This window comes from Providencia sp. PROV080 (assembly GCF_033688105.1).
GTDB classification, from domain to species: Bacteria; Pseudomonadota; Gammaproteobacteria; order Enterobacterales; family Enterobacteriaceae; genus Providencia; species Providencia zhejiangensis.
Genome location: NZ_CP096346.1, coordinates 1,562,362 through 1,575,582 on the forward strand (window position 1 = coordinate 1,562,362; position 13,221 = coordinate 1,575,582).

Here is a 13,221-nt window from a genome sequence, read left to right on the forward strand (position 1 = left end):
TTAATTAAGGTGTTGTCATGCTCGTCATCGGGGTTTGATGTCCCTTGCGACTGATTCACTGGTCGCCTAGCTGCACCTTGAATTAACTAGAGTTTATATCTGCTTTTTGTGACTGATTATAGAATCTTAAACTAAAAACAACCTGTAATAGATGATTAGGGCCTAAAGTAAGTAGAAGTATGTTGCTTTCTTGTGAATGAATTAACATTCTATTTAAACTCTGCTATGCTGAGTGCCCGAAGCTGGACATAATTTTACTGCCATTGAGATTATGCGAGCAAATTCCTCTGACCTGGCACCGGATGATGTTTTTTCAAGATGGTGCAGACAGCCGGGTATATAAATTACAATGAAGCGAGGAGAACGTCGTGCTAGAAGATTACCGTAAGCACGTAGCCGAGCGTGCCGCTCAAGGGATTGTCCCTAAGCCATTAGATGCTGCACAAGTAGCTGCACTAGTAGAACTACTGAAAAACCCACCTAAAGGTGAAGAAGATTTCCTGTTAGACCTGCTGACCAACCGTGTGCCCCCTGGTGTTGACGAAGCAGCTTATGTTAAAGCCGGCTTTTTAGCGGCTATCGCGAAAGGCGAAACCGCCTCACCTCTTATCTCCCCTGAAAAAGCGATTGAGCTGCTTGGTACAATGCAGGGCGGATACAATATTCATGCACTCATTGAAGCGTTAGACGATGCGAAGCTTGCGCCAATAGCCGCTAAAGCACTGTCACATACTCTGCTGATGTTTGATAACTTCTATGATGTTGAAGAAAAAGCGAAAGCCGGAAATGAATACGCCAAACAAGTTATAGAATCTTGGGCAAATGCAGAATGGTTCTTAGAGCGCCCAGAGCTCGCCGAAAAATTAACCGTGACCGTATTTAAGGTAACTGGTGAAACAAACACCGATGATCTTTCCCCTGCACCAGATGCTTGGTCACGCCCAGATATTCCATTGCATGCGCTAGCCATGTTGAAAAACCCACGTGATGGTATTGAACCTGATGATGCGGGTAATGTTGGTCCAATTAAACAAATCGAAGCCTTGAGCGAGAAAGGTTTTCCTTTAGCTTATGTGGGGGATGTTGTTGGTACGGGCTCCTCTCGTAAGTCAGCGACTAACTCAGTGCTATGGTTTATGGGTGACGACATTCCATTTGTACCAAACAAACGTGGTGGTGGCGTGGTACTTGGTGGCAAAATTGCCCCAATCTTCTTTAACACGATGGAAGATGCGGGGGCACTGCCGATCGAAGTCGATGTGTCTAAGCTGAATATGGGGGATGTCATTGATATCTATCCTTATAAAGGCGAAGTTCGTCACCATGAAACGGGTGAATTACTTGAAACATTTGCACTGAAAACGGATGTTTTAATTGATGAGGTTCGTGCTGGTGGCCGTATTCCTCTGATTATTGGTCGTGGTTTGACAGCCAAAGCCCGTGAATCTCTCGGCTTAGAACCGACCAAAGTATTCCGTCACGCTAAATCTGTTGCACAAAGTCATCGTGGCTTCTCTTTAGCGCAAAAAATGGTAGGTCGTGCTTGTGGTCGTCCTGGTATTCGCCCTGGTGAATACTGTGAACCGAAAATGACTTCTGTTGGCTCGCAAGATACTACGGGTCCAATGACTCGCGATGAGCTGAAAGATTTAGCATGTCTAGGCTTCTCCGCTGATTTGGTTATGCAGTCATTCTGTCATACTGCGGCTTATCCAAAACCTGTCGATGTGACAACCCACCATACGCTCCCTGATTTTATTATGAACCGTGGTGGTGTTTCCTTACGTCCTGGGGATGGTATCATCCACTCATGGCTAAACCGTATGCTGTTGCCTGATACAGTTGGTACAGGTGGTGACTCACATACACGTTTCCCAATTGGTATTTCTTTCCCTGCCGGTTCTGGCCTAGTGGCATTTGCTGCTGCAACAGGCGTCATGCCGCTTGATATGCCAGAGTCAGTATTGGTGCGTTTTAAAGGTGAAATGCAGCCGGGGATCACTTTGCGTGATCTGGTGCATGCGATCCCGCTATATGCAATCAAAGATGGTTTATTGACGGTTGAGAAAAAAGGTAAGAAAAACATTTTCTCGGGCCGTATTCTAGAAATTGAAGGTTTACCTGAGCTGAAAGTCGAGCAAGCTTTTGAACTAGCAGATGCCTCTGCTGAACGTTCTGCCGCGGGCTGTACGATTAAACTGGATAAAGCGCCAATCATTGAATATCTGCAATCAAATATTGTTCTATTGAAATGGATGATATCTGAAGGTTATGGCGATCGTCGTACGATTGAGCGTCGTATTAGAGGCATGGAAAGCTGGTTAGCCGATCCACAATTGTTAGAAGCTGATGCTGATGCTGAATATGCCGCGGTGATTGAAATTGATCTTAATGAAATTAAAGAACCAATTTTATGTGCGCCGAACGATCCTGATGATGCTCGCTTACTGTCTGATGTGCAAAATGAAAAAATCGATGAAGTCTTCATTGGTTCTTGCATGACTAACATTGGCCATTTCCGTGCAGCAGGTAAATTGCTCGATCAGCATAAAGGTCAGTTACCGACACGCCTATGGGTTGCTCCGCCAACTAAGATGGATGCAGCGCAATTAACCGAAGAAGGTTATTACAGTGTGTTTGGTAAGAGCGGGGCGCGTATCGAAGTTCCTGGCTGCTCGTTATGCATGGGGAACCAAGCGCGTGTTGCCGATGGTGCAACAGTTGTATCAACTTCAACACGTAATTTCCCTAACCGATTAGGTACAGGCGCTAATGTATTCTTAGCCTCTGCTGAATTAGCCGCTGTAGCGTCTCTATTAGGTCGCTTACCAACGCCTTCAGAGTACTTGCAGTTTATGGATAAAGTTGATGAGACTGCTGCTGATACTTATCGTTACTTAAACTTTGATCAGTTAGAACAGTACACCGAGAAGGCTGATGGCGTGATTTTCCAAACCGCCGTGTAGTTTTCATCTGGAAGAAAGTAATAGCCTCGAATTTATTTCGGGGCTTTTTTTTACTCTAAAAATGATATTAATTACCTATTTTATGTACAGCAATAATAGAGAAAGGATGAAGTTATCCTATTAGATAAGTTAATTTATAAATATAAAACTTATAGAATTCATCATTATTAGATTAAATAATAAAGAACATGAATTTAATAAATTGTTAGTGTTATTACAAATACTGTCTTATTTTGAATGACTAAAATAGTCAATATAATAATGTTACTCTCACATCTGATAAGTAAAGTAATGATATATGACCTTTCTATCTCATTGATAGATATAACTAAATATATTGAATTTAAATATATGTATGTTTTTATCGATAATTATACACTTTATTTGCGTATAATTTGTTAGTAAATATTAACAACTGTTAAATAAAAATAAATAAAGAGTTTAATATTATTTTTTTGTTCATAATACGTTATTTTTAATTTTATAAACTAGATGTGATGGCGTGTGAAATTAAGAAAGTAGTATATTGTCCTGTTTTTCATGATGAAATTTTTTGTTACATTTGTTTTTGTATCTGTCTATATAGGTTTTACGTCTATTAGGTGTAATATGAATTAGTGTATAAATTGCCTATAATGTTTGCATCTGTGAAGCAGTAGGGGAATTAATAAATTTGAAGGTAAGATAAATCTTATTCATTAAATTTTCATTGTTTATAAGCCATCTAAAAAAGAGTGATGTTTTATTTGTTATTAAAATTTAATGAGTGTCTGAATATAATCTTTATTGGATGAAAGTAATTTTTATTACTGATTATGTAGTCTTATTAATGGCTGATATTCATTATTAGCTAGGGTTTTGTTTTTATTTTTTTTATATTAAATTAAAGGTCAAAAAATGTTTAAGAAAACTTTATGTGCATTGTCGTTAATTTCTGTTTCATGTGCTGCTTTATCTGCTCCAGTTGCTAATTTAAAAGTAACAGGTTCAATAACACCACCGACATGTACTATTAATAATCAAAATGAAATTGATGTGGAATATAAATTTGATGTTGCACCACAGATGTTCCCTGCTACTGGTGCTTTAGTTTTACCTCCTGAATCTAAAAGAATTGAAATAGTCTGTGATGCAACAACCTATTTAAGTTTTGATGCTACAGATAATCGCAGTGATAGCGTTATGGCGGTAGGAAATACTAACTTTGGTTTAGGTAAATATGGTACTGATAATGATAAAAACATTGGTTTTTATACTATCGCTATGAAAAATGCAACGACCAAAGCAAATGCTGATGCAACAGAAAAGAAAGTAGGTGTGTTAGTTGGAACAACCTATAATGCAACTGAGCTTTCAGTAGTGAAAAATAGAAAAGCATCTTGGGGATTAGCCTCACAGGTACCTGCAGCTGCACAAATTTTTGCAGCTGACTTTGAAGTGAAACCAACATTAAGTGCAGAACTAAAGAACTATTCTGGTGATGTATCTTTAGATGGTCATACAACATTGTCATTTGGTTTTTCTATTTAATTTTACATAGATAAAGGTGGGCCTTGTGGGGCCTACCTTACTGAATAAGGTTACGGATAAAGATGAACAATTCAGTGAAATATGTAGCGTTATTACCATTATTTTTTTTAAGTGCAAGCCATGCTGATGTTGATGCAAATTTAAAAATTATGGGAACAGTAAAACCACCAACGTGTAGTATTAATAATGGAGATGAAAGTGATATTGAATATAAGTTTACGGTATCTCCACAAATGTTTCCTACGACAGATAATTTAAATCTAGCACCAGAAACTAAACGTATTGAAATAATTTGTGATGCTACAACAGTTTTAAATTTTATGGCGACAGATAATCGTAGCGATAGTGTTTTAATTAAAGGTACTCGTAATTTATTTGGTTTAGGTAAGTATGGTACTGATAATAGCAAAAACATTGGTTATTATTCGATTAAGATGAAAAATGCGACAACGAAAGCAAATAGCGATGCTGAGGAAACTAAAGTCGGGATTGCATCTGGTTATAGTTTTAATGATTCGCAATTAGATGTCTATGTTGGAAAAAAAGTATTTTGGGCATCTAAATTTGCACAATTCGCTGCTGCGCAAATTTTTGCAGCTGATTTTGAAGTAATACCAGTATTAAATGGTGCTTTAAAGGATTTTTCTGGTGATGTGTCTTTAGATGGCCATGCCACTTTAGCGTTTAGTTTTTCTATTTAACCTAATGCTGAAGTTAATTATGTACTCTATCTATTATGTAAGTGACTGAGGTTATTGATTTATTCATGAATAAGTTGACAAAATGCATTACACTATTTCCATTATTAGTTTCAGGCATCAGTTATGGTGATATTAATGCAAACTTAAAAGTTAATGGCGATATTAAGCCACCAACATGTTTAGTTAATGGGATGGAAAAAACAGATATTATTTATGATATGGGAAAATTATCTCTTGATGTCATACCGGTATCTGATATGTATATATTCCCTAGCGAATCATTAGTTAAAAACACGGTAACAGTGACATGTGACGCAACAACCTATTTAACGTTTATGGCGAATGATACATACCAAAGCTTAAACTTACCGGCTACTCCGTTAAAGTCATCATACGGTCATATCTATTTCCGTTTTAATGTGGGGGAGCCTCAAGCCCTAGGTGGAGTGTATTTTTTACTTGAGGATCTAGAAGTAGATAACAAGGCTGTTTATGCTCGTCGCCTTTATAGCAATATAAAGCCCACTTCTGGGATTAGAGACAATACACTGACCAAAGATGAATATTATGGCTGGGCTAATGTAGCAAAGGAAACTGTTGATACATCTGAATTTCAAGAATCACTCGTTCCTGGAAAAGTCTTTTCCGTATCATTTAAACAAGGTGGTGCGTTTATTAATTCAAGAACTGACTTATCTAAAGCCAATATTAATCTAAATGATGGCATAAATTATAACGCTGAAGCTGTGGTTACATTTAACTTTGGCATCTAATTATAAATAAACTAGGCACGTATCTATGCGTTTAATTTCATTAAAAGTAACGTTGTTTTTTATGTGCTTTTTGAGTGTTTTTGTAAAAGCCCAGGGAATATATGCCCAAAATATTCCGGCTGAAACTGTGATACCACCAAGTTGTGACATTATTCCACCGAATGATGGAAATTATCAATTTTCACAGCTTCATGCTAGTTATTTTAAATTAAATGAGTTAACAGAAATTCCAGAAGTAAAAAAAACATGGCAGGTTTTATGTAATACACCGGTAAGTCTGTTTCTTAAAATAGTCGATAATCGCCATGATTCTTCACGTATGGATAATGAAAGCTATTTTGGCTTAGGTCATGTTAATAGGCAGGGTAAAATAGGTAATTATCAATTAACACTAAGTCATGCCAGCGTTGATAATGAAAGAGCTGATATGTTCTTAAGTGAAAATATGTCTGCCTCTAAAGCATCTTCTATGACCGTGAAAAAAAATAAAACGTATGGCTGGCTGCTGGGAGAAAATACGCCTGCTTCAGGAAAAGTGTTTTCTGTAGACATTACCGTTTCAGCTAAACTGAATTCGTTAAAAGAAACGGATGGGCCTATTGTTAATGGCGCTGAACTGGATGGTAATGCTGAGTTGATTTTTTCATTTGGTATTTAATGTTTTAATAATCATCTAATAAAACAATGAGCATGTATGTTATATACTAATAAAAAAACACGATGTTACTATTTTTTTATTGCATTGATATTCATATTTTATAATGAGTCCTCTTATTCATCGAATAGCGATAAGTTAAATAAGAATTCAAAAGTAGACTTTGATATTGATTCATTGAAAGCGCTTGGCTATGGTGAAGAAGTCGCTGATTTTTTTATGCAAGGGAGTAAGTTTCTTCCTGGTAATCATGATGTCACAATAAAATTAAATGGGAGCAATAGCTATTCTGTAAATGCTAAAATAGATGATAGTGGTAACCTTTGTATCGATGAAAGTTTGCAGAAAACATTGAGACTAAAATCGACTCATCTTGGTGAGCGATGTCATATTTTTCAGGATGTATATCCTGATTCACAGGTTGTGATGCGTCCAAATGAATTCATTATTGATATTATTGTTTCTGAGGATAACTTTGATCCTAAATTACAGGGGAGTGAGTTGACCTATGGGGGTTTTGGTTTAGTCAATAATTACCGTATTTATGGTATGAAGATTAATGGAACCAATAATCAAAATTTTTATCAAGGGCAGTTTGAGACTGGCGCAAATTGGAATAATTGGGTTCTACGAAATAATAGTAGCTTTTCATCAAGTAAAGGAAACTCAGAATACCAGTTTAACGAGACAGTACTGTCGCGCAGTATCGAGTCATTAAAGTCACAATTCGAAATTGGTCAGTTAAATAGCGTAGGTCATTATTATTCTGGTATTCCAATTAATGGTGTTCAAATTTATTCAGATAGTGCCTTACAGCTTAATAGCCGCTTGGTTGTTCCAATTACAGGAGTAGCAAATTCACTCTCAACAGTGGAAGTGCAGCAAAATGGTCGTCTGCTTTATCGAACTATCGTACCGGCTGGTCCATTTGAATTAAATAGAATTAATAATATTAGTAGTGGTGTGCCTGTCGATGTCACTATTATTCAAGACAATGGTGAACGTCAGAGATATCAAGTACTGACATCGAATCAAGCAACCGATAATTTATCGCCTTTATCTTATCAATTTGCTCTTGGTCAGTATCGCCGTGTTAATCGTGATCAAAAAGTCGATACACCGTTGATTGGTAGCTTGGAATTAAGTGCGCAGTATAAGCAAATAGATTATTCAGCAGGGTTGCTTTATTCAGATAAATATCAATCGATGAGTGGTGGAGCAAATACGTCGTACGGTTCAGACGTGGTGGTTAGTGGTGGCATTAGTGCGACAGCGTCCCGTAATGATAAAAAGCAAGGTAACCAAATTGATTTTAATACATCAGTTTCCAGCGGTGGTGCATCATTAGGAACTTCATTTCTCTATCGTAGTAATGAGTATCCAACGTTGGATGATACAGTGCAAAAAGATCTCCCCATCATTGAAGACGAGCGATTTGATTGGCCATGGTTTAGTGGTGAACTTCAGTCATCGACTTCTCTGTTTGCTAGCTGGGGTAATATGACGTGGGGAAGTTTCAGTTATAGCCTGAACCACAACAATTATTATGGCAATACACCTGATTCGGTCAGTCATACTGTTGCTTATGGGCGAAAATTTTATGATATTTCGTTGAATTTCTCTTTTCAATCTAGCCGTGAGCAAGGGGAGCGCTATTTCTTAAATGCATCGATACCAATAAATAAGCGCTCGAATGTCACTTTACAAAGCCAATATTATGATGACCGTAGCACTCTGATGGCGAATTACCATTATCGGCCAAATGATAGATGGAATTATTCCCTAGGAGCAGGTCGCAGTAGTGATACTAATCGTATCAATGGTAGCGTGAGTAATAGAAATGCATATTCACAACTGTCACTAAATGCCTCTATGACAGAAAATGATGTTTATTCATTTATGTCATCGGCTTCAGGCTCGATTGCGTATTCTAATGGGTTAGTTGCAACTTCACCATTACCTTTAAGCAATACATTTGGCATTGTTTATATTCCAAATCAGCCAAATGTTAAGATTAGTGCGTTAGGAAGTGGAACAACGATAACGAACCATTTTGGAACTGCTGCTATTTCAGCATTACCAACAAATAGGAAAACAACCGTTCAGCTTGATACGCAAGATTTACCATTAAATATTCGACTTGATACAACCACATTTGATGTTGCGGTGGCTAAAGGTAGTGTGATCACAAAAGAGATCAAAGCAACGGAAATGAGACAACTATTACTTAGTATTACCCTAAAAGATGGTTCAGAAGCACCTAATGGTGCAAGTCTTGTCAATAAAAATGGAAAGTATATTGGAACGGTGATGGGTAATGGAAATGCGCTTTTAACGAATGAACAAATTGGTGATGAATTAATTCTTCGTTCAGTGAATTCAGATGATTGTATTGTGAGTTATACCGTCTCAGATCATTTTTCACCTGAAAATCTTTATGAAGAAGCTGATGCCGTATGCCAATAAGTTATCACTAAATTCAATATGAGTTTTATGTAGAGGTTATTTATGAAGAAGTTACTTACAGTTTTAGGTTCAGTTTGCTTATTAATGATAAGCGCAAATGTTATGGCCAGTTTTCAGTTGGAAACAATGACAGTGATATTGGATGCGGGTGAAAATAGAAAGGTGTTTAACGTTAAAAATACAGGGAGTGAACCTATTTTATTATCCACAAAAGTTGAAGATCTTGAAGGCTCAACGAAACTGGCCGGTGATATTATGATTACGCCTCCTATCATTCGTATTGAGCCTCATGAGAGCCAACAAATTAATTTCATTTTGAAAAATGGCGTTAAATTATCTGATGAAGTTATTTTAAAAGCATCATTTCAAGGTGTAGGTGCTAAAAGGGAAAATGCAGCTAAAATGCCTATTCGCCAAGATGTTGCAATGTTAGTAATGCCTGAAAATATGAATGTGAGTTTGACACCTTGGGATGCACTTTCTGTTACGCAAAAAGGTGAGCAATTAATATTTAAAAATGAAGGTAAACAAGTTATTAGATTGTCACCCTCTTTTAGTGTTATTCCTGGAAACCATACTTATTCTATAGGTCAGTTTTATATTAGACCTGGTGAAAATAAAGCAGTCAATATAACAGGTAATGCTACTGATATAACAATAGCACCGTTAAGCCGTTATGGATTTAAACTTGAAAGTGATGTCAATGTAAAAGTGAAACACTAATTAATAATGATGTTTTAGATTAATCAGTGTTGGTATCAAAGGATGATATTTATAGCTCTTTAGTAGGGAAGTGATAATATGAATGAATCAATTTTAGATAGCTCGATACCTAAAAATTTTTTTACTCAAATTATTGGTCGAGAGATTCAAAGGTTAAGAAAAGAAAATACTATATCAGGAACCAAACTGGCAAATAAGTTGGGTATTTCACAACAACAATACTCACGTTATGAACGAGGTATTAATACGATATCTGTCGATACGTTATTGCATATATTATATATCCTTGAGTGTGATCTCGATTCTTTTTTTGCTTATTTACGTTATCAAATAGAAAGAGATAATCTTCCAGCTTATACTAAATTTAAGCCACTTTTTAATAAGCTGGGAACATACGATGAAATAGAACAATATTTTCTCAAAACTAAAGAGTAGATAAATTGTTCTAATAACGACGAGTCGAATGTTAAACATTCAATATGATTTATCATGCCACACTGTATGTGGCATGGTAGCGAATCACGATTAGATATAATTTGATATTTCGATAAGATTTAAATCTGGATCACGTACATAAATCGATAAGATTTCCCCCATCGCTCCGGTTCGTTTAATTGGCCCATCAATAATTTTAACCCCTTGTTTCTCAATATGTTTGATCACCTGTTCAATGGGGGTCTTGCTAATAAAGCATAAATCGAGAGAGCCAGGAACGGGCAAGTGTGCTTTCGGCTCAAATTCTTTACCATATTGATGAATATTGATTTTTTGCTGACCAAATTGCAACGCATAACGCTGTGTACCAAAGGTGATGAGCTCCATTCCGAGTACTGAGGTATAGAAGTCAATGCAGGCATTTTGATCGGTTGTTGTTAATACGAGGTGGTCTAAATAGTCAATCATCTGTGAGTTCCTACCATTATTTATAGGTGATTGTTGTTTGATAATAGATAGGCTGTCTGTTATCAAAGTGATTTTAGTCTAATATCAATATGCTCAAAGATGTATCAATGTTGCCGATTTTGTCGATAATTTTCTTTTTATGCGCAGTGAAGAGGACACAATAATATCTAACTAGAGGTATAATTATAAATAATAGAGTCTGCTTCGAGGTGTATTATGGAGTACCAATTTTTTCAAGACATAACAGGTGAGATATCGGCAAAGTTTTCGATGGATCATGAAGCGATTGGCCATTGGCTTAATGAAGAAGTTAAAGGTGATTTAAGCTTATTGGATGAAATAGAGGCTAATTACGCATTAATCAAAGGAAGCGAAAAACAGTGGGAGCTGATCGGTCACGAATATACATTATTATTGGATGATGAAGAAGTGATGATCCGTGCTAATCAATTAGCTTTTGAGACCGAGGGACTAGAAGAAGGCATGAGTTATTATGATAACGAGAGTGTCGCTTTTTGTGGTATTGACGACTTTATTAGCATGCTAAATGAATACAGACGATTTGTTTTAGAAAACAAAGTGAAATAAACTTTAATTTTGGTTGATTGTCTGATTTCGGAGACTGTCGTTATTATTTAATAATGATGCGATATGATTCGTCTGAATAGGATTAACTGTTTGGAAGATGTGGTTGTTTCATATACAAAGTAATTTAATTTAAATTTAGAGGACTCTATGAATACTGATGATGTTACAGGGGCGTTGAATGACGCAACCAACTGGTTTGCAGCTAATCAGGATCTGTTAGTTCAGTATGCGGTGAATATCGTTTCCGCAATTATCATCCTTATTGTTGGTTTGATGGTGGCGAAATGGGTAGGGCGTGGGTTACATCGTGTGATGGTAGGTCGTGGTATCGACCCTACTGTGAGTGATTTTTTATCTGCGATAGCGCGTTATACCATCATCGCGTTTACCTTCATTGCCGTACTTGGCAAAATTGGTGTTCAAACAGCGTCAGTGATCGCGGTTATGGGTGCCGCAGGTTTAGCGGTTGGTTTGGCTTTACAAAATTCACTGGGTAACTTTGCGGCTGGCGTATTGTTAGTTGTCTTTAGGCCACTACGTGCGGGGGAATATGTGCAAATCGGCGCGGTAGAAGGGACAGTTCAAAATGTGCAAATTTTCTCAACCACATTAAGAACTGCGGACGACCGCATCATTGTCATTCCAAACGGTAAAATTATTGCAGATAATATTATTAACGTAACTCGCGAACCTGACCGTCGTACCGATATCATTGTGGGTGTTGCTTATGATTCCGATATTGACCTAGTGAAAAAAGTATTAGGTGATATTGTCGCAGCAGATGACCGTATTTTACATGATAAGGGTGTGACGATTCGTCTGCATGAAATGGCGCCTTCTTCATTAAATTATTTAGTCCGCTTTTGGGCTAAAAATGGTGATACGTGGCCAGTCTATTGGGATCTGATGGAGAATTTTAAACGTGCACTCGATAAGCACGATATTGGTATTCCATTCCCACAAATGGATGTGCATGTGCATCAACAAAATCCAGTGGCGGTAAAAAAAGATTCTGCTGAATAAGATTATTAGCAGACTATTTAGAAATGAGCTGATTCATTGGATTGGCTCATTTTTTTTCACCTTTTCTCCTTCCTTTCTTGCGGTTTTTGACTCATTTATCCAAATAAATTTTTCTAATGTTCGATAAGAATTAATAATTTTCACTAATAATTTTTTCTCGCTAGAATTTGCGTGTATAAAATATGAATAATTATTAGGAATTTATGCATGTTTACTATTTATATTCAAGGCGCTTTATTGGGGGCTGCAATGATCCTTCCTCTTGGGCCACAAAATGCATTCGTTTTACAGCAGGGAAGTCGCAAGCAATATCATATCATGAGTGCATTTTTATGCGCTTTAAGTGATACCGTTTTAATTGTCGCGGGGGTATTTGGTGGAAGCGCGTTATTGAGTCAGTCCGAAATGTTAATGCAGTTGATCACTTGGGCTGGTGTCGTATTTCTGGTTTGGTATGGTTATGGTGCATTTCGGACAGCTATCAGTCGCGATGACGTCGTAATTCAAGCAGAAAATAAGGTTATTAGTCGTTGGCGAGTGGTGGTGACGCTATTTGCTGTCACATGGCTAAATCCTCATGTTTATTTAGATACATTTGTGGTGTTAGGTAGTGTAGGAGGGCAGCTAGAAAGCCAGCTACGACCTTGGTTTACCGCGGGAGCATTGACCGCATCTTTTAGTTGGTTTTTTGCCTTGTCACTATTAGCAGCTTGGTTTTCTCCTGTATTAAAAACACCTCGTTCACAGCGGGTCATTAATCTCTTTGTTGGGCTGGTCATGTGGTTCATCGCATTTCAATTAGCGAGACAGGGGATAAGTTATTGGTAATTTCTTATTAATCCGAAAATAATTTCACATAGGATGTGTTAAGGTTTAGGCAGGGTTGTAGACTA

Annotated in this window: 12 protein-coding genes; 11 read left to right on the forward strand and 1 reads right to left on the reverse strand. The window is 37.1% G+C overall.

Annotation, left to right across the window (positions count from 1 at the left end; genetic code table 11):
- Positions 1-368: 368 nt before the first annotated feature.
- The 8 genes from acnB (at position 369) to M1F03_RS06750 (ending at position 10,249) form a co-directional block, all read left to right on the forward strand.
- Positions 369-2,966 (forward strand): bifunctional aconitate hydratase 2/2-methylisocitrate dehydratase, encoded by a 2,598-nt coding sequence (gene acnB / locus M1F03_RS06715; protein ID WP_163860905.1) that lies wholly within the window; start codon positions 369-371, stop codon positions 2,964-2,966.
- An 897-nt stretch (positions 2,967-3,863) separates the two neighbouring features.
- A complete protein-coding gene (locus M1F03_RS06720; RefSeq protein WP_251463851.1) occupies positions 3,864-4,496 on the forward strand; it encodes a fimbrial protein in 633 nt (210 codons plus the stop codon).
- Between the two features lie 62 nt (positions 4,497-4,558).
- Positions 4,559-5,197: a fimbrial protein gene (locus M1F03_RS06725; protein ID WP_251463853.1), complete on the forward strand. Its 639-nt coding sequence runs from the start codon at positions 4,559-4,561 to the stop codon at positions 5,195-5,197.
- Positions 5,198-5,262: 65 nt separating this feature from the next.
- Entirely contained in the window at positions 5,263-5,970 is a 708-nt protein-coding gene (locus M1F03_RS06730; protein WP_251463855.1) for a type 1 fimbrial protein, read from the forward strand.
- A 25-nt stretch (positions 5,971-5,995) separates the two neighbouring features.
- On the forward strand, positions 5,996-6,628 hold the full coding sequence (locus tag M1F03_RS06735; RefSeq protein WP_154622350.1) for a hypothetical protein: 633 nt from the start codon (positions 5,996-5,998) through the stop codon (positions 6,626-6,628).
- Between the two features lie 36 nt (positions 6,629-6,664).
- Positions 6,665-9,091: a fimbria/pilus outer membrane usher protein gene (locus M1F03_RS06740; RefSeq protein ID WP_196713364.1), complete on the forward strand. Its 2,427-nt coding sequence runs from the start codon at positions 6,665-6,667 to the stop codon at positions 9,089-9,091.
- A gap of 42 nt (positions 9,092-9,133) precedes the next feature.
- The gene (locus tag M1F03_RS06745) at positions 9,134-9,814 is read left to right on the forward strand and encodes a fimbria/pilus chaperone family protein (RefSeq protein ID WP_163860910.1); all 681 of its coding nucleotides are present in this window, start codon (positions 9,134-9,136) and stop codon (positions 9,812-9,814) included.
- A gap of 78 nt (positions 9,815-9,892) precedes the next feature.
- Positions 9,893-10,249 (forward strand): helix-turn-helix domain-containing protein, encoded by a 357-nt coding sequence (locus M1F03_RS06750; protein ID WP_251463856.1) that lies wholly within the window; start codon positions 9,893-9,895, stop codon positions 10,247-10,249.
- A 90-nt stretch (positions 10,250-10,339) separates the two neighbouring features.
- On the opposite strand, the gene M1F03_RS06755 is transcribed toward M1F03_RS06750, so the two are convergent.
- Positions 10,340-10,717 (reverse strand): VOC family protein, encoded by a 378-nt coding sequence (locus M1F03_RS06755; RefSeq protein WP_154622354.1) that lies wholly within the window; start codon positions 10,715-10,717, stop codon positions 10,340-10,342.
- A 216-nt stretch (positions 10,718-10,933) separates the two neighbouring features.
- On the opposite strand from M1F03_RS06755, the gene M1F03_RS06760 reads away from it, so the two are divergent.
- The 3 genes from M1F03_RS06760 to argO all read left to right on the forward strand — a co-directional run bounded on the left by M1F03_RS06760 (position 10,934) and on the right by argO (position 13,156).
- Positions 10,934-11,305: a YacL family protein gene (locus M1F03_RS06760; RefSeq protein ID WP_154622355.1), complete on the forward strand. Its 372-nt coding sequence runs from the start codon at positions 10,934-10,936 to the stop codon at positions 11,303-11,305.
- A 147-nt stretch (positions 11,306-11,452) separates the two neighbouring features.
- Positions 11,453-12,328, forward strand: coding sequence for a small-conductance mechanosensitive channel MscS (gene mscS, locus M1F03_RS06765; protein WP_154622356.1), 876 nt, complete (start codon positions 11,453-11,455; stop codon positions 12,326-12,328).
- A gap of 207 nt (positions 12,329-12,535) precedes the next feature.
- Positions 12,536-13,156 (forward strand): arginine exporter ArgO, encoded by a 621-nt coding sequence (argO, locus tag M1F03_RS06770; protein ID WP_251463857.1) that lies wholly within the window; start codon positions 12,536-12,538, stop codon positions 13,154-13,156.
- Positions 13,157-13,221 lie beyond the last annotated feature (65 nt).